The organism is Legionella sp. PATHC032 (assembly GCF_026191185.1).
Taxonomy (GTDB): domain Bacteria; phylum Pseudomonadota; class Gammaproteobacteria; order Legionellales; family Legionellaceae; genus Legionella.
Genome location: NZ_JAPHOV010000001.1, coordinates 628,429 through 649,182 on the forward strand (window position 1 = coordinate 628,429; position 20,754 = coordinate 649,182).

Here is a 20,754-nt window from a genome sequence, read left to right on the forward strand (position 1 = left end):
TTTCTTATGTACGACTAATAGTTATTATTTATTATTTTTTAATTTCTTGCCGTTTAATGAAGTCCTCAAGCTGGTGCTGCAATTGCTCCAATTTTTCTCGAGTTCTGGCAAGTACTTTACATTGCACATCAAATTCTTCACGGGTAACAAGATCCATTCGGCTGAATGTTGATTGCAGTACTTCTTTAAATTTTTGTTGAATGTCTTTTTCAAAATTTTGTAGACTCGTAGGTAAAGTAGCGAAAAGCTTATTGGCTAATTCATCAAATTGCTTGGGGTCGAACATAATGGCTCCAGATTATTTTTGAATACAGTCTAGCAAAACTGTTGGATTACAACTATACCCAAGGTGTCTTGAAAAGCAATAACATAAAAATTGCGAGTTACAAATATCATGGGTGGCTCTGCATTTAACGTGATGGAAAAAATATGAAAATGATCACAGCAATTATCAAACCATTTAAACTTGATGATGTACATGAAGCTTTAATGGAAATAGGAGTGCCGGGAATTACCATATCTGAAACACGAGGATTTGGGCGTCAAAAAGGTCATACCGAATTATATCGAGGTGCGGAGTACGTGGTAGACTTCCTCCCTAAAATTAAAATTGAACTGGCATTGCCAGATAATATGGTTGAAGCAGCGATAGAGGCTATTTGCAAGTCCGCCTATACTGGTAAAATTGGTGATGGCAAGATTTTTGTTTATGCCCTGGAACAGGTAGTAAGGGTTAGAACAGGGGAAGTTGGTACAGACGCTCTCTAGAATGTATTTTAGGCCAAGGGGTTTCGCCAATAAATAGCTTTTTGAGTAATTACGGCATCCAGGGGGACATCCCAAGGACGTGATTCAATATAATCAACTCTTTGAAATTGATAGGCGACTCCTAAGAGATGCGCTTTTGATTTATTAGCCAAGGTACGATCATAATATCCTGCCCCCATTCCCAAGCGGGTACAGTAGGCATCGAAAGCAACCAGTGGCATGATAATCAAATCTAACTCGACAACGGGTAAGGCCAATGCAATATCGACATCAGGTTCAGGGATATCATACTTGTTCATTTTAAATGAAGTGTTGGGAGTAGCCGGTAAAAATGAAAGAGTAGAATCTTTATTTAATACCGGGAAATAACAATATTTACCCTGAAGAGGTGCGCTTTTCCACAGAGGCGTTAAATCAACTTCGCCATTAGTTGCAAAGTACAAGGCTATTCGCTTTGCTTGCCTGTATTGTTCCAGCGAACGGATACGAGTACAAATTTGATTGGAAGAGGAGGTTCTGTAGGATACAGAAAGCTTGGCTCTTACCTGTTTTATGGTATTTCTTAGAGCAACTTTATATTGGTCTGACATGATTTAGTATCGCTAATATTCTTTTTTATTATTAGATGGATTGGGCTTAAAGTTCAAGTGTTTCCAGGTATCAATATCTTGTTTTATGCATTAGCTGATTGTAAATGCACGATGTGATAAGTTTATAACATAAAATAATTAAAAAATACTATGCAAAAAATTAAAAATAAGGTATATAGCCGTCCTGGAATCTTGTTCCATTTAAGCGATTATTTAATGTTACTTTTAATTCTTTGAGGGAATGTTATGAGTGACTTGTTTGAAGAAGATGAAGAAGAAGTAATTGAAGTTGTCGACGATTTTGATGATGTTGAAATGGATACTGAAATTATAGAAGCTCCCGGCGTCAGTTTGGATGCGCGCAGGCGACTGGAAAATATGTTGGAGGAAAAGCGATTGCGAGATGAGTTGGATGATTTTGTAGATTATTAATTATGAGATCATAATGCCTACTCGTGTTATTGAAGAAAAAGGAGACATGACGCCGTCATTTGGAATTGATGATCGAATTTTTTTAGGTGAGGGATTATTTGAAACAATTAGAGTCAATAGTTCCAAGCCTTCCTTTGCTTATATGCATTGGGAGAGAATGGGGAATTCGGCTCGTCAATTGGGTATGCCTTTTGAAATTTCATTTGAGGATTGGTTTGAGCATCTTATTCAAAAAATCCAAAAAGATAACTTATACCATGGCGGGATTAAAGCCATTTTGAGTGGTGGTCCTGCTTCCAGAGGTTTGGCAGAACGAGGACAAGTCAGCCAATTAATATTTCAGACTTTTAATTATTCAATACAAAAGCATCCTGTTCGGTTAATCAGTATGAATTGGCTAAGAGATAAGGCTAATCCACTGTATCAATTAAAATCAGTGAATTATTTAGAGGCAATTATTGCTCAACGTCAGGCGATTGCAGTTGGGGCAGATGATGCCTTATTTTTTAACACAGAGAATCATGTTACTGAAACAACTTGTGCCAATTTATTCTTGATTGAAAATAACATTCTGTATACCCCTCGAATAGAGGATGGTATCTTGCCAGGCATTACCAGGTCACGCCTCATTTCTCTTTGTCAGCAACACAAAATTTCAGTGCAAGAAATATCATTAACGAAAAAAAGGATTGAGGACGCTGATGCTGTTTTTTTAACTAATAGTTTGCAGGGTATCAGAAGGGTGCTCTCTTTGGATAGCATTATTTTTGAAGTCAATCATCCAGTTATAGATAAATTGATCTTTTTATTAAATCAGAATGAATCTTGGTAAATCTCTATTAATTGAAAAAAAGACGATTACTTTTTTTTCATTATTCTGATAACAAGCAAGAAGAAAATCGCTAATCCAGCGAGAAAAATTCCACCATTTCTATAAAAATGTCCTGGCTGTGTCAGAGCATCCATTCCGGCATAGCCGAAATAGGTATAAATAATTTCTGCAGGGATTAGAAAAACAAAAGTAGTTAGCAAATAAAGGCGAAATGATATTCCAGTAACTCCCAATCCATAATTGACCAGATTAAAAGGGACTATTGGAAACAATCGCAAGAAAGCCACAAAAACCCATCCTTTTTCATCTACTCCGGCAATCAATTTATTTAGTTTTTCACCCTTTTTGGTTGAGAACCAATCGTAAACCAGATGTCTTGTTATTAGGAACGCGAACGCAGCACCACTGGTAGCTCCCAATAAATTAAGCAAGGTACCAAATACAGGTCCAAACACAGCTCCTCCAGCGAGAGTTAATACCATCGTTGGCAAAAGCAACAAGGTCGCGAGACAGTAGGTTATCAGGAAAAGAACAGGTGCAAGCCAACCCAGATCGTCTATATAATCAATGATCTCTAACGAATGATGATGAAAGACCACTGCGAAAATAATTAAAACTAATATGGCTAAAATGAAGAAAAATGTCTTAATGGTTTTTTGTGTTAAAGTTAAGATGCCCTTCACTTTATTACAGGAATTAAGGACTCGCAAGCTTTCTCTCAATATTCCGAGTAAATTATCATAAAAACAGATATTGCTTTTCACTTAAATTTTTTAAATGAAATCAACATGATTCATAAATCTGTCTATTCAAATCGTTGTAAATCTTGCAGAATAAAAGGCAATACAAAGATAACTGATGCGACATGATGACAAAAACAAATGAGGAAAATTTGACCTGGAAGGGAAAACAAAAACAGCTAGCCAGAGCATGGATAAAAATTTTTCTGGTGAAATGGTTTCGAATAGAGGTTAAAGGACAATATCAACCCAATACCCATTCTGTCATTATTGCCAACAGGACTTCTATAATTGATGTATTACTCCTTTCTGTATTTTTACCCGAACGATTAACATTAGCTTTACACCCTAATATGTTTAAAAAAATATGGGTAAAAATGTTATTGCTTTTTACTGATGTCATAGTAGTTGATCCTGGTAGCGCTCAAGCCACAAGAATTTTAATAAGGGCAATACAGGCTGGCAAGCGTTGTCTTCTCTTTCCACAGGGGTTATTAAGACAGCAAGAGGATAACTTAAAGGTATTTGAAGGGGCTGGATTGGTACTTCAAAAGACAGGTGCTGAGGTAATCCCTGTTCGGATTGAAGGGGCGGAGCACAGTATTTTTTCTAATAGCAAAAATAAACATCGAATACGGTTTTTTCCGAAAATTACTCTTCATATATTACCTGCTCAAAAATTTGGTCAAGCTGACAATACTGGTGTAGCTAGAGAAGCTATGAGTTTACGTTTATTTCAACTAATAAGTGATTTGTCATTTGCCAATAGTTTTAAGCCCTATGTTTTATTTTCTGCTTTAATTGAAGGAGTGAGCATAGGCACTAAAAACAAAAATAAAATAGAAGACAATAATCGTACGCCTTTAACTTATAGACAGTTCCTTGCTCGTTGTTTTATTCTGGGACGTCAAATTAAAAAACAAACGGCTGTAGGTGAAACTGTTGGAGTAATGATGCCTACTACTATAGCTGGCATGGTTACTTTTTTTGCGTTACAAGCTTATAGACGAATACCTGCCATGTTGAATTTTAGCATGGGCTTTTATAACTTATATTCAGCTTGTAATACAGCAAGAATTCAATCAATTTATACCGCAAGACAATTCATAGAAACTGCCAGATTAGAACCTTTGGTAGAGGAGTTACAACAGGCAGGTATAAGAATTCATTATTTAGAAGATTTTAAATTAACCATTCATTTAGGTAATAAGCTCTCCGGGGTATTCAAAGGTTTCTTTCCCACTCTAAGTTACCGTTTTCTTGGTGACAAAATATCCCCTGATGCAACAGGAATAATCCTGTTTACCTCTGGTTCTGAGGGAAAACCTAAAGGAGTTGCTCTTAGTCATGCCAATATATTGGCTAATTGTTGGCAAATGACTTCCAGAGTCGACTTTACTCCACGAGATGTTTTATTTAATTCCTTGCCTATATTCCATTGTTTTGGCCTTACAGCAGGAAGTGTGCTTCCTTTGGTTAATGGTTTGAATTGTTTTTTCTATCCTTCCCCCCTTCATTATAAGGTAATTCCTGGATTGGTTTATCAAACAGGGGCTACTATTTTGTTTGGCACAGATACTTTTTTAACGGGTTATGCAAGGGCCGCGGGCAAACATGATTTCAACAGTGTCCGCTATATCTTTGCTGGCGCCGAGAAAGTGAAACCGGAAACCATTAGACACTGGAGCGAATCGTTTGGGACAAGAATTTATGAAGGCTATGGTGCTACTGAGGCATCGCCAGTCATATCGCTTAATTGTCCGTTGGCATCAGTACCAGGCAGTGTCGGGATGATTTTACCTTTTATGGATTTCAAAGTAGAACCAGTAGAGGGAATTGTACAAGGCGGGCGTTTAAAATTACGCGGACCCAATATCATGTTAGGTTATCTTGATGAGGATAAACCTGGAGTAATTATAGAACCCAAAGAGGGTTGGCATGATACCGGAGATATAGTCACCGTGAATGCGGATGGATTCATTACTATAGCAGGCCGCGCCAAACGTTTTGCCAAGATTGCTGGTGAAATGGTATCTCTTACAGCGGTGGAAGGAATTGCAGCTTCAATTTGGCCTGAATTATTAAATGCCGCTGTTGTTCAAAAATCCCCAAGAAAGGGGGAGCAAATTTTCTTATTTACTGAAGCAGAGTATGCAGATAAAGTATCATTTATAAAAAAGGTTAAGGAGAGAGGGCAATCAGAATTGCTAGTTCCTCATATGATTTATCCGGCATGCCAAATTCCTGTCCTGCCTTCAGGAAAAATTGATTATGTAACGCTTGAAAAGCAATTTTTAAAACAGAAAGAAACCATGGAAACAGTATAAATGAAATTGATATGCATAGTATTAGCCCTTATTTTAACACTTATTATCATTTTGTATTTATTTCCTCAAATCAACTTTCGAGAAATGCCAAAGGGGTTAGTTGGGGGGCGATTGCCTGATGATAAGCCAAACTGGGTAAGTAGTTTGGTTAATGAATCGGATTCTCACTATATTGCTCCTTTGAAGGTTGAGAGTATGCCTCAATTGGTAGCATGCATTGAACGCAAGATCCCGGAATTGAAAATCCAGAAACAGGAGGCATCCTTTCTGGTGGGGTATAGACAAAGCCCCTTTTTCCATTTTGTTGATTGGTTATGCATCCATGCGGATGGGAATGTTATTTCAAGTGCCACCATGGGGTATTCTGATTTTGGCAAGAACAGAGAGCTGGTGGAGAAAATCAGATCCCTGTGTTTATGATTTATCTTAATCAATCCATGTCAATGCACCTTATCCTGGTTATTGCTGTGTGCTTCAACCAGGACATCAGCAGGGAATAAATCGAATTATCTTTTATAGATTTCAGCCACGGTTTTGGATAAACGCTTAGCAGAATAATTCAACCAACGAGATTGAGCGATGTATTGTATCCCCTCATTCAAATTAAAGCTTCCGGTCGCGATTCTTGCTTTTAGACTGTCAACCCCAAAAACAATTTCACAATCAGCAGGAGTATTTGCGCAAGCTGCTTCTACGATATCGGAGTTAATACGAATCGCATTATCAGGGGGAATAACACAACTGGAAGTCAATTCACAAGAATAGGATCCTATTGTCACATATCCCAGATCATCTGACGTATTAACAACGGTCAAATCTTGAGAAGCAAGGGCATTCAGGCTGCCTAGCGAGAATAAACTTGCCAAAAGTATCCTGTTTTTTTTTCTCACAATACAACTCCTTTTATGTTTTAATGTATGCTTATTGAGTTCAAAATATTATTTTTTTAGTACATAACTCCCTGGGGCATCCATTATAGGTGCGAATGGCAAGTGATTGATATCAGGGGAATTGATGAGTCTTCCGGAATGCAATTTAAGCCAATTTAACCATTCTGGCCACCATGAACCGGAGTGTTCTATGGATTTTTCAAACCATTGCTCAGCAGATAAATCCATGCTGTTATTAGTTCTATAACCATATTTTTGCTGAGTTGGCGGATTGATAATTCCTGCAATATGGCCAGATCCACCTAAAACAAAACGTTTTGGCCCCTTCATTAATTCAAATCCTTTATATGTTGTTTTCCAGGGAGCGATATGATCTTTTTGAGTAGACAGAAAGAAAGTGGGTATGTCGATATTTGTTACGTCAATAGGGGTATGATTAAGGCGAATTTTTCCAGGTTTTATCAAGTCATTATGCAAATACATCCAACGTAAATATTGAGAGTGCATGGTTGCGGGCATATTCGTTGAATCAGCATTCCAATAGAGTATGTCAAAGGGAACAGGGTTTTTCCCGCGCAGGTAATTTTTGATGAAAAATGACCATATCAGGTCATTTGCTCTTAGGGAATTAAAGCTGGATGCCATAAATTTCCCGGCCAGATAACCTTTGGATTTCATTTCTTCTTCAAGTTTATTAATCTGCTGCTCATCAATAAAAACAGCGATGTCTCCAGGATCACTGAAATCAATCATTGCCGCTAAAAAGGTTGCACTGCGAATGGAAAGATCCTTGGTTGCCTTATTGTAGGCTAAAAGAGAAGCCAGAAGTGTCCCGCCTATACAGAATCCCAGCGTATTGACTTGTTTAACACGCAATTGTTTTTGAATTACTGAAATGGCTTCTTTGGGGCCTTCATTTAAATAATCATAGAAACTTTTATTGGCATACGTTTTGTCAGGATTGACCCAGGAGATAATAAAAACAGTAGTCCCTTGTTCGACCAACCAGCGTATTAATGAATTATGCGGGCTTAAGTCTAAAATGTAGTATTTATTAATCCAGGGAGGAATTATAAGTAAAGGTATGGATTTTACTTTTATTGTTCTGGGGCAATATTGGATTAACTCCATCATGGAATTGCGAAATATGACTTTACCAGGCGTTGTAGCCAGATTCTCACCGATTTTAAATGCTTCCGTATCAGTCATTTTAATGATTAATCTGGAAGATCCTGCTTCAACATCGGACAGCAAATTATGTAATCCACGTAATAGGTTTTTGCCATGGCTTTGTAATGTTTCTGCCATGAGCTGAGGATTTGTGTGAATAAAGTTAGCTGGGGATAAAGCATCAAGATATTGCCGGGTGAAAAAACGTACTCTTTTTGCCAGATTCTCGTCACCGTATTCCATATTTTCCAGCAATGAATTCATATGCTCATTTGCCAAAAGATAATGTTGGCTTAGCAAGTTAAAAAAAGGATTATTTATCCAATCTTCCCCATTAAAACGCTGATCGTTAATAGGCAGTGGTTTTCCTTCAAGCCAATAATTAAATTGTGCTTGAGCCAGACTTAAGGCATCTTCTAGGTAATTCAACTGCATTTGCCATACTTTTTCAGGATTTTTTAGAATGACGGCAATCAAATTTTGGAAATGCTCCGTGAGATCGATGTATTGACTAACCAGCGATGAAAGCGGAATGGGTTTTTCTTTGAAATCGGTCATAATCTGCAGGCTTTTTTTAGCTACAGCCTGCATCAGTTCGCTTAGTTCAGTATCGTGAGTCATCCTGGCTCCTGAAAGCAAATAATTGAATAGCCTATTTTTATGGGTTTGTTTCTGTTTATCAAGAGTATTCTATATTAAATCCAGGGCTCATTATAGACATATGAATTATTGATAAGCCCATTCTGTTTATTACTAACCTATTGTAAAAAATATTAAAACGCATGAAATTGCCAGGATAGAATAGAAGATTTTATTTGCTTATTTCCTTATCAATAAGGTAAAATCTGTCTTTTATCGGATATAGAACCAAATTAGTACTATATTTATAATAAGGTAATAGAATTTTGCTTTGGATGATTGTGCCAGAAAAGCTCATTTAGAGGATCAGGTGTTATTGAATCAGTAAGCAATTGTATAATCCTTGTTCTTAATAAGATATTCTTTTCCTCTATCTGAAAATAAGACTTATTTGGTACTAGATTATTCGAGTAGGGGGTGTTATGCTGCGCGTCAGTAAATTGGCCGATTATGGAACAGTTGTAATGGTTTATTTAGCCAAGCATTCGCAGGAATTATGCAATGCGCGAGATATTGCTTTACATACGCATTTAACGGTACCTACTGTTAGTAAAATACTAAAACGCCTGACTAGTGCGGGGTTGTTAACTTCGGTTCGTGGTGTATCCGGAGGATATAGACTGCAAAGACCAGCGACTGAAATTTCTGTGTCTCAAATCATATTTGCTTTGGAAGAGCACAGAGGTTTCACAGAATGCAGTATGCAACCTAATGATTGTTTTCTACAGGGAGTATGTACCATTCAGGGAAATTGGCGATTAATAAGCCATGCGATAGAAACTGCTCTTGATAGTGTCAGTTTGGAGGCATTGGCAAAACCAACTCTTCCAACAAGGGATGTTGAGCGAGTTCGGCAATTAGCAAGTGGAGTAAATCGTGGCTAAAAGCAGTGAGCAACTAAATTCTCTGCTCGATAGAGAATATCAACATGGTTTTATAACCGACATAGAAGTTGAAACTTTTCCTCCTGGATTGGATGAGGATGTCATTCGTCGTTTGTCTGCAATAAAAGGTGAACCTGAGTTTTTGCTCGAGTGGCGGTTGAAAGCATTTCAGCACTGGCTCACTATGCCTCATCCTGAATGGTCAAGTGTGCACTATCCTCCAATTGATTATCAATCAATTTCCTATTATTCCGCACCTAAAAGTAAAAAAGATGCACCCAAAAGTCTGGATGAAGTTGATCCTGAATTGTTAAAAACCTATGAGAAACTAGGTATCCCTTTAAGGGAACAGGAAATGCTGGCAGGTGTTGCTGTTGATGCGGTGTTTGATAGTGTTTCAGTTGCGACTACTTTTAAAGCGAAATTAGCTGAAAAAGGAGTAATTTTTTGCCCATTATCTGAAGCAGTACATCAATATCCGGATTTGGTTAAGAAATATCTAGGCTCAGTTGTTCCTTACAGGGATAATTTTTATGCGGCTTTGAACTCTGCTGTGTTTAGTGATGGATCATTTGTTTATGTCCCTAAAGGTGTCCGATGTCCCATGGAGCTATCGACCTATTTCAGGATCAATGCCGCTTCTACCGGGCAATTTGAGAGAACACTGATTATTGCTGATGTTGACAGTTATGTGTCCTACCTGGAAGGATGTACCGCTCCGATGCGAGATGAAAATCAATTGCATGCCGCAGTCGTTGAATTAATTGCGTTAGATGGGGCTCAAATAAAATATTCAACGGTACAAAACTGGTATCCTGGTGATAAAGAAGGTAAAGGGGGGATATACAATTTTGTGACCAAGCGAGGGGCTTGTCGAGGTAAGAAATCCAAAATTTCCTGGACACAAATTGAAACAGGTTCGGCCATTACCTGGAAATACCCCAGTGTGATTTTGCAAGGTGATGATTCTGTTGGCGAGTTTTATTCTGTTGCCTTAACCAATAATTTTCAGCAAGCCGACACAGGTACGAAAATGATTCATTTAGGGAAAAATACGCGCTCAACAATTATTTCGAAAGGGATCAGTGCCGGGCGTGCGCATAATGCTTATCGAGGATTGGTACGCATCGCACCAACAGCCACTAATGCGCGTAATTATACCCAATGCGACTCCATGTTAATGGGTAGTCAATGTTCAGCGCATACTTTTCCTTATATAGAAGTCAAAAATCCAACGGCACAAGTAGAGCATGAGGCCACTACTTCAAAAATTAGTGAAGAGCAATTGTTTTATTGCCAGCAACGCGGTATCGATACAGAAGATGCGGTTTCTATGATCGTGAATGGATTTTGTAAGCAAGTTTTAAAAGAATTACCTATGGAATTTGCGGTGGAAGCCACTAAATTATTAGGTATAAGCTTAGAAGGGGCAGTCGGTTAATATGTTAAACATTAAAGAACTCAATGTTGCTGTCAATGGACAGTCTATTTTAAAAGGTATTAATCTTGAGGTTAAACCAGGAGAGGTTCATGCGATTATGGGACCTAATGGTTCAGGAAAAAGTACTCTCTCCAAGGTATTGGCAGGGCATCCTTCTTATGAAATAACTCGTGGTGAAATATCCTATTTGGGACAAGATTTGCTGCCTATGTCCCCGGAGGAAAGAGCGCGGGCTGGTATTTTTATGTCTTTTCAATATCCGGTAGAAATTCCTGGTGTAACCAATATCAATTTTCTTAAAGCATCAGTGAATGCGGTTCGCAAAGGACAAGGGAGAAATACCCTTGATGCTATAGAGTTTTTAAGTTTTATTCGAGAAAAATGTCAGCTTCTGGATATGGACGAAAGCTTTTTATACCGAAGTATTAATGAAGGATTTTCAGGCGGGGAAAAGAAACGTAATGAAATATTACAAATGGCTGCTTTGGAACCCAGGCTAGCCATTCTTGACGAAACCGATTCTGGCCTGGATATCGACGCATTACGAATTATTTCTCAAGGGGTTAATGCAATGCGCTCTCCTGAGCGTTCTATTATTTTAGTGACCCATTATCAGCGTTTACTGGATTATATTGAGCCTGATTTTATTCACGTCTTGGCAAATGGCCGCATTATTACGTCAGGAGATAAATCTTTGGCGCTGGAACTGGAGAAAAAAGGTTATAGCTGGCTTGAAGAAGTGGAGCAGTTATGAGTGATATTTTGGATTATTATCAACAGCAAGCCCAATCAGGTGTATCGCAAATACCTTGGCTTGCGCAGTTGCAGTCTAAAGCATTAACTGATTTGAAGCGTCGTGGTTTTCCCGGTCGGTATGACGAGGAATGGAAGTATACTCTTGTTGACTCCCTATTACAGCAGCATTTTGTACCACCTGATCCTACAGTAAAGCCTGCTCTTAAAACCGTCTTTGATGATTCGCCAGTCAAAAACCAGTTTTTAATACAAAATGGATTCATTTCCCAAGAGAACGAATGGATTAACGATCTGCCTGAGAACGTGTTAATTCTGCCTTTATCTCTTGCTTTAATACATTATGCTGATTTGATTAAGCCTCACCTTGGAAAGATTTTAGAGCAGGAACATGGTTTTCATTATTTAAATACAGCGATGATCCAATGTGGAGTCTTTATTTATATTCCTGCGGGAATTTGCCTGGAACAACCCATTGTTTTAAAGCATAGGCAAGATCAAATGAACCAGGCTGTGTACTTAAGGCATTTGATTCTTATGGAAAAAGAATCCCAGGCTACTCTTATTGAAGAATATCATGGCGAAGAAAACATTTGCTATTTCACCAACGGCATTACCGAAGTGTTTCTGGAGGCAGGTGCGAAACTTAATCATTATAAAATTCAAAGAGAAAGTAAATCAGCTTACCATTTAGGACATTTATCGGTTAAGCAATCCGCATCCAGTCAATTTTCCAGCCACTCGTTAAATTTGGGCGGGAAGTTAGTACGTAGTGATATAAGCATATCCATGCATGAAGAGCATGCACAATGCCTTATGAATGGAATTTACGCGCCAGGAGATGGACAACATGTCGATCATCATACTGTGGTGCATCATTTGGTGCCTAATTGTCGAAGCGAGCAAGATTACAAAGGGATTTTAAAGGGGCATTCCAGAGCGGTATTTAATGGCAAGGTTATTGTAGCCAAGAATGCGCAACATACCGATGCCAAGCAACAAAATAAAAACTTGCTTCTCTCCGCAAACGCAGAAATTGATACCAAACCGCAATTAGAGATTTTCGCTGATGACGTGTTATGTTCGCATGGCGCTACGGTTGGGCAACTGGATGAAGAGGCAATATTTTACCTGGCAACACGTGGTATTAGCCGGGATGAAGCTTCTCATTATTTGATCCAGGCGTTTGCCAATGATAATTTGCGCCTTATTCCGAATCGTGATTTGGCTGATTGGATGGGTCATTTATTAACTCAACAGTTGGGGTACGCAAATGAGTACTAATCCGTTATTAATGACATCCTTTGATGTCAACAAAATCAGGAAAGATTTCCCCGTTTTGCATCAGAAAATCAACGAGTATGATTTAGTGTATTTTGATAATGCAGCCACTACTCAAAAACCCAAGGCTGTGATTGATGCTATTGCTCAATTTTATGAGAAGGATAATTCCAACGTACATCGTGGAGTTCATGCCTTGAGTGTCAGGGCTACGGAAATGTATGAGGCAGCCAGAGCAAAGGTAAAACGATTTATTAATGCCAGGTCACCGAGAGAATGTATTTTTGTACGCGGTACGACAGAAGCCATTAACTTAGTGGCTCAGAGCCTTGTAGCTCCTCGTATATTACCTGATGAAGAAATTTTGATAACCCATATGGAACATCATTCCAATATAGTTCCCTGGCAAATGGTTTGCAAGAAAATGGGTTGCAAATTGCAAGTTGCCCCTATTTCTTTAAATGGCGAGGTAATACTTGAAGAGTTTGAAAGAAAATTAAATGAAAACACTAAAATGGTTGCGATCAATTACGCCTCCAATTCTTTAGGAACCATTAATCCTGTAAAAACAATGATTAAAATGGCTCATGAAGTAGGGGCTAAAGTATTACTGGACGGGGCACAGGCAACAGCTCACCTGATTGTAGACGTTCAAGATTTGGATTGCGATTTTTATGCGTTTTCCGGGCATAAAATGTATGGGCCCACAGGAATAGGTGTTTTATGGGGAAAAGAAGAATTATTAAATAGCATGACTCCCTATCAAGGCGGGGGTGAAATGATCAACTCCGTAAGTTTTGACGCAACGGAATACGCAGCCATTCCCCAAAAATTTGAAGCAGGCACCCCCAATATTGCAGGGGCGATTGGTTTGGCTGCTGCAATTGATTACATTTGGTCATTAGATTTGGATGCGATAGCGGAATATGAAGCACAATTATTAAACTATGCTACCAAGGCAATTGAATCAGTGAAAGGGTACAATATTATTGGAACGGCTGCCAACAAAGTACCTATTATTTCTTTTGTCCATGGAAAAATTCATGCCCATGATATTGGAACTATTCTGGATAGTGAAGGTATAGCGATACGCAGCGGGCATCACTGCACTATGCCTTTGATGGATTTCTACGATGTTGCCGCAACCTCTCGTATTTCCATGTCCTTTTATAATACGTTTAAAGAAATTGATTATTGTATGGAAGCCTTACAACGAGTTAAAGAGGTATTCGCATGAGTATGGAGTTGCGTGAACTTTACCAGGAAATCATTATCGATCACAATCGTAATCCTCGTAACCATCATGCGATGGAGGACGCGACCACTGAGGCTAAAGGGTTTAATCCTTTATGTGGGGATAAGCTAACAGTGTACCTCAAATTAGAGGATGATTTGATTCGTGATGTCAGTTTTGTTGGATGTGGCTGTGCTATCTCCCAGGCTTCTGCATCGTTAATGACTGATGCCTTAAAGGGCAAATCAATCAAAGAAGCTCATGAGCTGTTTCATCGTGTTCATCGAATGCTGACACAAGAGGAAGAAGATTATTTGATTTCCATGGATAAATTAACAGTTCTTGCCGGAGTTAAAGCATTCCCGGCGCGTGTAAAATGCGCCACTTTGGCGTGGCATACTTTGGAAGCGGCTTTAAACAAAGAAACGGAAGTGGTGAAAACAGAATAATGTTATGGCAATAGTGGCAGGGCTCGTGAAAGAGTTTGTCTGTATATCGCAAAATAGACCAGAGGCAGCTCATGTTTGGTTTTAAGAAAAAACAGAGTAACGAATCAATAAAGGAAGGCGTTATTACCGCGTTGAGGGGAGTTTTTGATCCCGAAATTCCGGTCAATATTTATGATCTGGGTTTGATTTATGATATTGCCGTTAATGACGAAGGCCATGTTCATATTCAGATGACGCTAACGACCCCAGGGTGCCCTGTGGCGCAAACCTTTCCCGGTACGGTGGAGCAGGCGGTCAATCAGGTTGAAGGAGTCAGCGATTGCACCGTTGAGTTGGTGTGGGAGCCGCCTTGGACCCAAGATCGCATGACAGAAGCTGCTCGTCTGGAGTTGGGAATATTTTATTGATCATGTCAGATAACTCCTGGTTACCCTCTGCTTCAATTCAATTATTACGTGCTCGAGCGGAGCTAATAGGTAAAATCCGTCAATTCTTTACTGAACGCCAATATCTGGAAGTGGAAACCCCTGTGATGGCGCGGCATGGGGTTACTGATGTTTACCTGAGCAATATCAAGGCGATTTTCAGAGGTGAAACATACTACTTACAAACTTCTCCCGAATACCATATGAAACGGCTGCTCGCTGCTGGCAGCGGGCCTATTTTTCAATTAGCGCGAGTTTTTCGCGATGACGAGTTAGGGCGTTGGCATAATCCGGAATTTACTTTACTTGAATGGTATCAATTAGATATCAATCACCATGTTTTGATGGATGAAGTGGATTTGTTATTACAAATTATTCTTAAATCCCAGCCTATGATCAGAAAAACCTATCAACAGGCCTTTGAAGAGGCTTGCGGTATTGACCCTTTTTCTGCATCCATAGAACAATTCACCAAGATATTAGCACAGCATGGTTTAGATGGTGTCTTATCTCCTCACGAACAAGACAGGGATCAATATCTGTTTTTATTAATGAGTCATGTCGTGGAGCCTTTTTTGGCAGAAGAATCAACCCCCGTTGCTGTGTATCACTTCCCTGCCTCCCAGGCTGCCTTGGCACAAGTAAAGGAAGGCGTAGCTGAGCGTTTTGAAGTGTACTATCAGGGAGTTGAACTGGCTAATGGTTTTCATGAGTTGACCGATGTCGAGGCGCAAAAAAAGCGTTTTATGCTGGATCAGCAACATAGAAAGCAAAAGGGATTGACGGCAATGGAAGCCGATGCCTATCTTTTGGAAGCCCTGGAACATGGGTTACCACCGTGCAGCGGGGTAGCCTTGGGGATTGATCGATTGTTGGCGCTCGCTTTAAAACAGTCAAGCATTGAAAAAATTCTCTCATTTAATTTTTCAAGATCTTAAGTCGTAGAAAATTAAATTAGTTCATCATTTTAGTATTTTTGCAGCCATAATAGCTAAGTCCTGTTATGTTTATACCGGATAAAAAAAAGTAACTTCATGTTTGTTATAAAACAGATTTATCACTCTGGAAGCAGGTATGGATTGAAATCGTTTGATTGTATTTAAGTCCGTTTCTCCCTGTAGTTTGATGGTAAAAATCAAATGTTTTGCTTTTTTTGATGCTATCCATTTTTTGATGAGGGTGTAGGCTCTGTCAGGATAGCAGGCAACATCGGAAAGCACCCAGTCATAAGACTCTGTGAGTTGTTCAGGATCTAAGGCAAAGGCGCTTTGCTTTAAGAAACTAACTCTGGGAAGCGCCATGATTTTTGTATCCAGTTCTGCTTTATCGACGGAAGTGACTTGAGTTCCGAGTGATTGCATCACGTAAGTCCAACCTCCCGGGGATGCTCCCAAATCTAAAACTGTTTCACTAGGCTTGGGGTATTTATTTAACAGGAACAAGGCTTCCCATAATTTTAAATAAGCTCTGTTTGGAGGATTAACTTTGTCTTCAATAAAATAACATTGTCCATCCGGCCATTTTTTTAGTCGTTTGGCGCTAAAGAGTAGAGTGTTTCTATCAAGAAGGCTAAATACGCCTATGGGTGGAATGTCATGGGCTACTGGAAAATGGGACATGAGTGGTGGGCATTTGCGAAGTTGTTCCTCAATCAAGCGCGATCGGCGAATTTCAGTAAGAGGGTGCAAATACCAGAATTTTCCGGCTTGCCGCAATATTTTTGCTGCTTCTGAAATGGATTGAAATGTTACTGTCTCAGGTTCAAGCCATACATCCAGTGCGAAACAAACATCAAGTTTCTGATGAGGAGAAAAAATGAGAGAGCCTATTTTATTGGATACTTCGCCTAACTCCTCACAAAGTGTTTCTATAAATTCTGGTTTTGACACATAGACAGTAGAGAAATGATTGGGCAGTTCCATGATAAATAGTGCTCACAGGTTAATAGTGACAAAGTCAAATGCCGTAATTTAGGCGATTTTGTAGTCTTTTTCTATATTTTTGTCCGGATTAGCGCTTTATCTGGCCTCCTGAATAACTTGCCTTGTTTATTTTACTGTCGTGATCCAAACGTTTCAGCAAAGCTTATTCACCGCACGTAAATTTTGCGCCCTGCCCCAAAGCAAAATAATCAGTTTATGCGTGAGGTGTATTATTTACTATTATCGATCAGGGTTATTTCAATGCGTTCAATGGATTTGCCGGGATGCGAGCGTTTGAGACGAATAAAGCCCACTTCCGAAGTGGAATGAACGTGTGTTCCCCCACAAGGTACTTCAGCAAAACCGTCTATTTTCCAAAACCGCCGTTGATTTGTCACATCATGGTATCCTTTATGGATAACCAGATCTTGTCTAATGATGGCATTATATTCGTCAAGCAGCTGGTCAAAAATAGAAGCGATATTAAAATTCGCTTTAAAATCTATTCGAGCTTTGAATTCTGAGATGTGAGCTCCTACTTTTTCAAGCATACTGGTTCTGGTCACCAGTTCCAGAACCAGTTCTGCCGCAAAATGAAGACGCATCAGTCGGTACCTTCGAGGCCAATCTATAGTCATTGTGACTGGGTCATTGAGGGCAAGATTATGGCCCTCGGGCAAGGTGTAATAAATAAGATTTCCATCTATTCGTGAACCGAGTACTTCAAGGCTATTGATGAATGCTCTATCGCTTTCCTGTCCTCCTGAAAATGAAAATGCGATGGTTTTTTCTAATAGAATTTCGTTGTCATTAATTGAGATTATCTTGGTATCGAGTGTATGATGGTAGGGATTAGACCAAAAAATTTTTTCCATAGCTACACTCCTGTCAATGAAGTCTTTTTCATAAACTCTGGAGCTGCATAAGCTCTTGTTTTGATATGAATCAATACAATAAGCAAACTGCCACATAAGGCACAGAATGGAATGAGTGACAACGCCCATTGATACGATTCGATTTCATATAATTTAAGTCCATTAGCGCTCATTTGCCCGCTCCAACTGCTATTCATTAATTTACCAATCAATGTGTGGAAAAAAGACCCGCCTAACATATTGATGCAATTCAAGAAGGCGATTGTGACGCCTAAATATTCATAGGGAACCAAAGAAGAACCTGCGGCGAATACAACAACCTGATAACAACACAACAGGCCAATTGCAAAGAAGAGGGTGCCCAGCTGCCACCAGTGAGGGGTCGAGGAGTAAAGAAGGATTAGGAATAAGAAGGCCAAACCAGCACCACAGGCAGCTATTACAAAGTAGTTTCCTAGTTTCTGACTGAGGAAAGCAAGTAAAGGACCACCAAATATCATTCCTAGAAAGATAAACGACATAAGAAATGCCGCATCAGTTTTGTTCATTGCGTATTTGGCGATAAGATAAGGGACTCCCCATACGTCTGCGAACCCCTCCAGGGCACCGACCATTAATAAATTAGCAAGAGCAAGAACCCAGATGATCCACGAAGAAAATAAAAAGGAACAGTGAGACAAATTCATCGTTTTTGTTTCTGAGTGAGTATTATTTGAGGGAGAGCGCAAGATCAAAAGCGCGCAGCATCCTAAGAGGATGGAGAAAATAGCTAAAGCCAGACCGACCTTTTGTCCGCTAAAATTCTGTATCAGGTGAGCAAGCGGTTTACCCCCATAGATCGCTCCCAATAAGCCCACGCTAAAGGAGAATCCGAGCATTCTGGAGTACTGTGAATGGCTGAACCATTCTGATACGACTTTGGAGACGCCAAGAAAGCCAGCTGCAGAGCCTACGCCTATCAAAAACCTGCCTGACAGGGCCAAGTAAAAATTATTGCTACCTATGAAAAGTAAAGTTCCAATACCACATAACATCGCAAAGGCAAATACAATGAAGCGAGTTCCAAATTTATCCAGCAGTAAGGCTACCGGGATTTGCATTCCTGCGTATCCATAATAATAGAATGCGGCAATAAGGCCAAAGCTTGCGGCATCAATTGAAAATTGCGCCATAATATCTTGCATGGTTAACCCAGGCCAAAGACGTAATAAGAATTGAAAAGTAAAAAAAGATAATGGCAATGCCCACATCACCAACGAGACGTAAATATTTCTTGGTGTGAAACAGTTTTGATTCATGATGCCCTCCAGTTGAAATCAGTTAGTGCTAATTCTTTGGAAGCCTCCCCAGAGAGGCAGAGAATTAGCAACAGCTGACCGCTCTAGGGGAAAGAGGGCAAGATAATAATAATGATTGAAAGGTTAGCGATAGACGGAGAATCACTGCAAAGCAAAACATTGGTATAAGAATTTACAAAAAATTCATGGTATGTTTTGCTGTCTGGATGATTCATAATCTTTGTCAGGTTGAGTTAATTTCGTCTTTTGATTAATTAAATTAACAAATTGTGTTTCTATTTGTCAATAGGGGCGCTGCTGTTTTCAGGTATTGGATGTCATTTTAAACTCGCCAGGACTGAGGTATTCTATTAACATAAAGGATTGAATTACATTTGTAGAGAGTGAATATTTTTAGTGAAGATAAGAGCGAATCTGAAATTAAATCATAAAATGGAATATTTTTAATGTATAACATTCTGTTAATTTTTATTGCATTCCTGTTGGTGCTTCTTAATGCATTTTTTGTATCCGCCGAATTTGGGATGGTTAAACTCAGAACTACGAGAATTCAAGCCATTAAAGAAAGTTACGGGTTAAGAGGCCGTATTCTTGAGCAAGTTCACCAAAATCTGGATGCTTATTTATCAGCATGCCAGTTGGGGATTACTCTTGCCTCATTAGGATTGGGTTGGATTGGAGAACCTGCTTTTGCCGAGTTATTGGAACCATTGTTTATTGCTTTGGGTATTTCATCAGTTCATATCGTTACCATATCCTCTTTTTTTATTGCATTTTTTCTCATTTCCTTTCTACATATTGTAATCGGTGAGCTCATGCCCAAGTCCATTGCCATTCGGCAATCCGAATTTATTTCAATATGGACGGCAGTCCCATTATATTGGTTTTATTGGATAATGTATCCCGCCATTTGGTTGTTAAATACCTGTTCCAATTTTTTTCTCAAACTGTCTGGCATGGATATAAAAAACGAATACGAAGGTTTTTATTCCAGTGAGGAGCTTAAATTAATTTTAAGCGGGCAGCATCTTCAATCGGAATTAAAGGAAGACGAGCGTGAAATCCTGGAGCATACTCTCGATTTGGCTGAATTAAATGTCACTGAGGTAATGCGTCCTGAAGATGAAATGATCATAATAGACATCAATGAGCCATTCGAAACGATTAAAGATAAAATTTTAAAATATCGTTATAGTCGTTATCCTGTATATGACTCCAAGACTAAGGAAATGATGGGAGTCATCCATGTTAAGGATTTGTTTGCTGATCTGTTGCTCGAGAAAGACATCAACACCTTAAAACCTTATGTACGACCAGTACTTAAAGTCAGTCATAAATTACCCGCTATGGATTTGCTTCGTAAATTCCGAGCCGGTATGCCCCATTTTGCTTTGGTATACAAACACAAATCGAGTTTACTTGGATTTGTTACTCTGGATAATTTGCTCCATGTACTGATTGGACGGATTAAAGACGAGTTTCATAAAACCCATGAAGATTGGGCGAAAAATGCGGATGGGACTATAACGACAAAAGGAGATTGCTCCCTTTATTCTTTAGAGCGGGCTCTTGATTGCGATATTACTTTATCGCCAGATGAAGAAGAACTGAATACACTATATGGACTCATCATTACGCGTCATGGAAAATTGCCCAATGAAGGTGAAATGATTCAATTTGTTGAATTTGATGCCTTGATTGAAAAGGTACAGGATTCTTTTATAACCAAAATTAAAGTGTTTCCCAAGATCAAAAACCAGGAATAGCATTTGCTCTGCGGTATAAAAAGCCAATGGGCAGCCTT

22 protein-coding genes are annotated in these 20,754 nt (G+C 39.1%); 14 read left to right on the forward strand and 8 right to left on the reverse strand.

The features are described from left to right. Positions 1–31 precede the first annotated feature (31 nt). Positions 32–286: a ubiquinone biosynthesis accessory factor UbiK gene (ubiK, locus tag OQJ02_RS02955; RefSeq protein ID WP_011214812.1), complete on the reverse strand. Its 255-nt coding sequence runs from the start codon at positions 284–286 to the stop codon at positions 32–34. Positions 287–429: 143 nt separating this feature from the next. Here ubiK and OQJ02_RS02960 point away from each other — a divergent pair, with 143 nt between their 5' ends. Beyond that, a complete protein-coding gene (locus OQJ02_RS02960) occupies positions 430–768 on the forward strand; it encodes a P-II family nitrogen regulator (protein WP_011213200.1) in 339 nt (112 codons plus the stop codon). Between the two features lie 8 nt (positions 769–776). Here OQJ02_RS02960 and OQJ02_RS02965 read toward each other — a convergent pair whose 3' ends face one another. Then, the gene (locus OQJ02_RS02965) at positions 777–1,358 is read right to left on the reverse strand and encodes a 5-formyltetrahydrofolate cyclo-ligase (RefSeq protein ID WP_265717800.1); all 582 of its coding nucleotides are present in this window, start codon (positions 1,356–1,358) and stop codon (positions 777–779) included. Positions 1,359–1,604: 246 nt separating this feature from the next. On the opposite strand from OQJ02_RS02965, the gene OQJ02_RS02970 reads away from it, so the two are divergent. Next, positions 1,605–1,790 (forward strand): PA3496 family putative envelope integrity protein, encoded by a 186-nt coding sequence (locus OQJ02_RS02970; RefSeq protein ID WP_265717801.1) that lies wholly within the window; start codon positions 1,605–1,607, stop codon positions 1,788–1,790. A 13-nt stretch (positions 1,791–1,803) separates the two neighbouring features. Then, a complete protein-coding gene (locus tag OQJ02_RS02975) occupies positions 1,804–2,622 on the forward strand; it encodes an aminotransferase class IV (protein WP_265717802.1) in 819 nt (272 codons plus the stop codon). Positions 2,623–2,648: 26 nt separating this feature from the next. On the opposite strand, the gene OQJ02_RS02980 is transcribed toward OQJ02_RS02975, so the two are convergent. Further along, the gene (locus OQJ02_RS02980) at positions 2,649–3,332 is read right to left on the reverse strand and encodes a TVP38/TMEM64 family protein (RefSeq protein ID WP_322783402.1); all 684 of its coding nucleotides are present in this window, start codon (positions 3,330–3,332) and stop codon (positions 2,649–2,651) included. A 155-nt stretch (positions 3,333–3,487) separates the two neighbouring features. Here OQJ02_RS02980 and OQJ02_RS02985 point away from each other — a divergent pair, with 155 nt between their 5' ends. Together OQJ02_RS02985 and OQJ02_RS02990 are read left to right on the forward strand one after the other, a co-directional pair. Then, complete coding sequence (locus tag OQJ02_RS02985; protein ID WP_265717804.1) at positions 3,488–5,689, forward strand: AMP-binding protein; 2,202 nt, start codon at positions 3,488–3,490, stop codon at positions 5,687–5,689. Further along, the gene (locus OQJ02_RS02990) at positions 5,690–6,109 is read left to right on the forward strand and encodes a DUF1499 domain-containing protein (protein ID WP_265717805.1); all 420 of its coding nucleotides are present in this window, start codon (positions 5,690–5,692) and stop codon (positions 6,107–6,109) included. A gap of 86 nt (positions 6,110–6,195) precedes the next feature. On the opposite strand, the gene OQJ02_RS02995 is transcribed toward OQJ02_RS02990, so the two are convergent. Together OQJ02_RS02995 and OQJ02_RS03000 are read right to left on the reverse strand one after the other, a co-directional pair. Then, the gene (locus tag OQJ02_RS02995) at positions 6,196–6,579 is read right to left on the reverse strand and encodes a hypothetical protein (protein ID WP_265717806.1); all 384 of its coding nucleotides are present in this window, start codon (positions 6,577–6,579) and stop codon (positions 6,196–6,198) included. A 48-nt stretch (positions 6,580–6,627) separates the two neighbouring features. After that, positions 6,628–8,370, reverse strand: coding sequence for a PHA/PHB synthase family protein (locus tag OQJ02_RS03000; RefSeq protein ID WP_265717807.1), 1,743 nt, complete (start codon positions 8,368–8,370; stop codon positions 6,628–6,630). A gap of 440 nt (positions 8,371–8,810) precedes the next feature. On the opposite strand from OQJ02_RS03000, the gene OQJ02_RS03005 reads away from it, so the two are divergent. The 8 genes from OQJ02_RS03005 (at position 8,811) to epmA (ending at position 15,793) form a co-directional block, all read left to right on the forward strand. Beyond that, positions 8,811–9,272 carry an SUF system Fe-S cluster assembly regulator gene (locus OQJ02_RS03005; protein ID WP_027228414.1) on the forward strand — a complete coding sequence of 154 codons (462 nt, stop codon included), beginning with the start codon at positions 8,811–8,813 and terminating at the stop codon, positions 9,270–9,272. Continuing rightward, positions 9,265–10,713 carry a Fe-S cluster assembly protein SufB gene (gene sufB, locus OQJ02_RS03010; RefSeq protein WP_265717808.1) on the forward strand — a complete coding sequence of 483 codons (1,449 nt, stop codon included), beginning with the start codon at positions 9,265–9,267 and terminating at the stop codon, positions 10,711–10,713. Before OQJ02_RS03005 ends, sufB begins: the two co-directional genes overlap by 8 nt. A gap of 1 nt (position 10,714) precedes the next feature. Further along, complete coding sequence (gene sufC, locus OQJ02_RS03015; RefSeq protein ID WP_265717809.1) at positions 10,715–11,467, forward strand: Fe-S cluster assembly ATPase SufC; 753 nt, start codon at positions 10,715–10,717, stop codon at positions 11,465–11,467. Then, a complete protein-coding gene (sufD, locus tag OQJ02_RS03020; protein WP_265717810.1) occupies positions 11,464–12,750 on the forward strand; it encodes a Fe-S cluster assembly protein SufD in 1,287 nt (428 codons plus the stop codon). Before sufC ends, sufD begins: the two co-directional genes overlap by 4 nt. Continuing rightward, the gene (locus OQJ02_RS03025; protein WP_106183353.1) at positions 12,740–13,984 is read left to right on the forward strand and encodes an aminotransferase class V-fold PLP-dependent enzyme; all 1,245 of its coding nucleotides are present in this window, start codon (positions 12,740–12,742) and stop codon (positions 13,982–13,984) included. Before sufD ends, OQJ02_RS03025 begins: the two co-directional genes overlap by 11 nt. Then, complete coding sequence (gene sufU / locus OQJ02_RS03030) at positions 13,981–14,430, forward strand: Fe-S cluster assembly sulfur transfer protein SufU (RefSeq protein WP_265717811.1); 450 nt, start codon at positions 13,981–13,983, stop codon at positions 14,428–14,430. Before OQJ02_RS03025 ends, sufU begins: the two co-directional genes overlap by 4 nt. 71 nt (positions 14,431–14,501) lie before the next feature. Then, positions 14,502–14,837 (forward strand): SUF system Fe-S cluster assembly protein, encoded by a 336-nt coding sequence (locus OQJ02_RS03035; RefSeq protein ID WP_265717812.1) that lies wholly within the window; start codon positions 14,502–14,504, stop codon positions 14,835–14,837. A 2-nt stretch (positions 14,838–14,839) separates the two neighbouring features. After that, a complete protein-coding gene (epmA, locus tag OQJ02_RS03040) occupies positions 14,840–15,793 on the forward strand; it encodes an elongation factor P--(R)-beta-lysine ligase (protein ID WP_265717813.1) in 954 nt (317 codons plus the stop codon). Positions 15,794–15,862: 69 nt separating this feature from the next. On the opposite strand, the gene OQJ02_RS03045 is transcribed toward epmA, so the two are convergent. The 3 genes from OQJ02_RS03045 to OQJ02_RS03055 form a co-directional block, all read right to left on the reverse strand. Beyond that, positions 15,863–16,777 carry an SAM-dependent methyltransferase gene (locus OQJ02_RS03045; RefSeq protein ID WP_265717814.1) on the reverse strand — a complete coding sequence of 305 codons (915 nt, stop codon included), beginning with the start codon at positions 16,775–16,777 and terminating at the stop codon, positions 15,863–15,865. A gap of 230 nt (positions 16,778–17,007) precedes the next feature. Further along, positions 17,008–17,652, reverse strand: coding sequence for an alanyl-tRNA editing protein (locus OQJ02_RS03050; RefSeq protein ID WP_265717815.1), 645 nt, complete (start codon positions 17,650–17,652; stop codon positions 17,008–17,010). Positions 17,653–17,654: 2 nt separating this feature from the next. Beyond that, positions 17,655–18,950, reverse strand: coding sequence for an MFS transporter (locus OQJ02_RS03055; RefSeq protein ID WP_265717816.1), 1,296 nt, complete (start codon positions 18,948–18,950; stop codon positions 17,655–17,657). Positions 18,951–19,396: 446 nt separating this feature from the next. On the opposite strand from OQJ02_RS03055, the gene OQJ02_RS03060 reads away from it, so the two are divergent. Next, the gene (locus OQJ02_RS03060; RefSeq protein ID WP_265717817.1) at positions 19,397–20,716 is read left to right on the forward strand and encodes a hemolysin family protein; all 1,320 of its coding nucleotides are present in this window, start codon (positions 19,397–19,399) and stop codon (positions 20,714–20,716) included. Positions 20,717–20,754 lie beyond the last annotated feature (38 nt).

Excerpts from the sequence above, each read along its gene's own strand:
- OQJ02_RS03045 (WP_265717814.1), bottom strand. The coding sequence starts at position 16,777 with ATGGAACTGCCCAATCATTTCTCTACTGTCTATGTGTCAAAACCAGAA.
- OQJ02_RS02970 (WP_265717801.1), top strand. The coding sequence starts at position 1,605 with ATGAGTGACTTGTTTGAAGAAGATGAAGAAGAAGTAATTGAAGTTGTC.
- OQJ02_RS02960 (WP_011213200.1), top strand. The coding sequence starts at position 430 with ATGAAAATGATCACAGCAATTATCAAACCATTTAAACTTGATGATGTA.
- sufC (WP_265717809.1), top strand. The coding sequence starts at position 10,715 with ATGTTAAACATTAAAGAACTCAATGTTGCTGTCAATGGACAGTCTATT.
- OQJ02_RS03055 (WP_265717816.1), bottom strand. The coding sequence starts at position 18,950 with ATGAATCAAAACTGTTTCACACCAAGAAATATTTACGTCTCGTTGGTG.
- OQJ02_RS03005 (WP_027228414.1), top strand. The coding sequence starts at position 8,811 with ATGCTGCGCGTCAGTAAATTGGCCGATTATGGAACAGTTGTAATGGTT.
- OQJ02_RS02965 (WP_265717800.1), bottom strand. The coding sequence starts at position 1,358 with ATGTCAGACCAATATAAAGTTGCTCTAAGAAATACCATAAAACAGGTA.
- OQJ02_RS03050 (WP_265717815.1), bottom strand. The coding sequence starts at position 17,652 with ATGGAAAAAATTTTTTGGTCTAATCCCTACCATCATACACTCGATACC.
- OQJ02_RS02985 (WP_265717804.1), top strand. The coding sequence starts at position 3,488 with ATGATGACAAAAACAAATGAGGAAAATTTGACCTGGAAGGGAAAACAA.
- sufD (WP_265717810.1), top strand. The coding sequence starts at position 11,464 with ATGAGTGATATTTTGGATTATTATCAACAGCAAGCCCAATCAGGTGTA.
- OQJ02_RS02975 (WP_265717802.1), top strand. The coding sequence starts at position 1,804 with ATGCCTACTCGTGTTATTGAAGAAAAAGGAGACATGACGCCGTCATTT.
- epmA (WP_265717813.1), top strand. The coding sequence starts at position 14,840 with ATGTCAGATAACTCCTGGTTACCCTCTGCTTCAATTCAATTATTACGT.
- OQJ02_RS03060 (WP_265717817.1), top strand. The coding sequence starts at position 19,397 with ATGTATAACATTCTGTTAATTTTTATTGCATTCCTGTTGGTGCTTCTT.
- sufU (WP_265717811.1), top strand. The coding sequence starts at position 13,981 with ATGAGTATGGAGTTGCGTGAACTTTACCAGGAAATCATTATCGATCAC.
- OQJ02_RS03035 (WP_265717812.1), top strand. The coding sequence starts at position 14,502 with ATGTTTGGTTTTAAGAAAAAACAGAGTAACGAATCAATAAAGGAAGGC.
- OQJ02_RS03000 (WP_265717807.1), bottom strand. The coding sequence starts at position 8,370 with ATGACTCACGATACTGAACTAAGCGAACTGATGCAGGCTGTAGCTAAA.
- OQJ02_RS03025 (WP_106183353.1), top strand. The coding sequence starts at position 12,740 with ATGAGTACTAATCCGTTATTAATGACATCCTTTGATGTCAACAAAATC.
- ubiK (WP_011214812.1), bottom strand. The coding sequence starts at position 286 with ATGTTCGACCCCAAGCAATTTGATGAATTAGCCAATAAGCTTTTCGCT.
- OQJ02_RS02990 (WP_265717805.1), top strand. The coding sequence starts at position 5,690 with ATGAAATTGATATGCATAGTATTAGCCCTTATTTTAACACTTATTATC.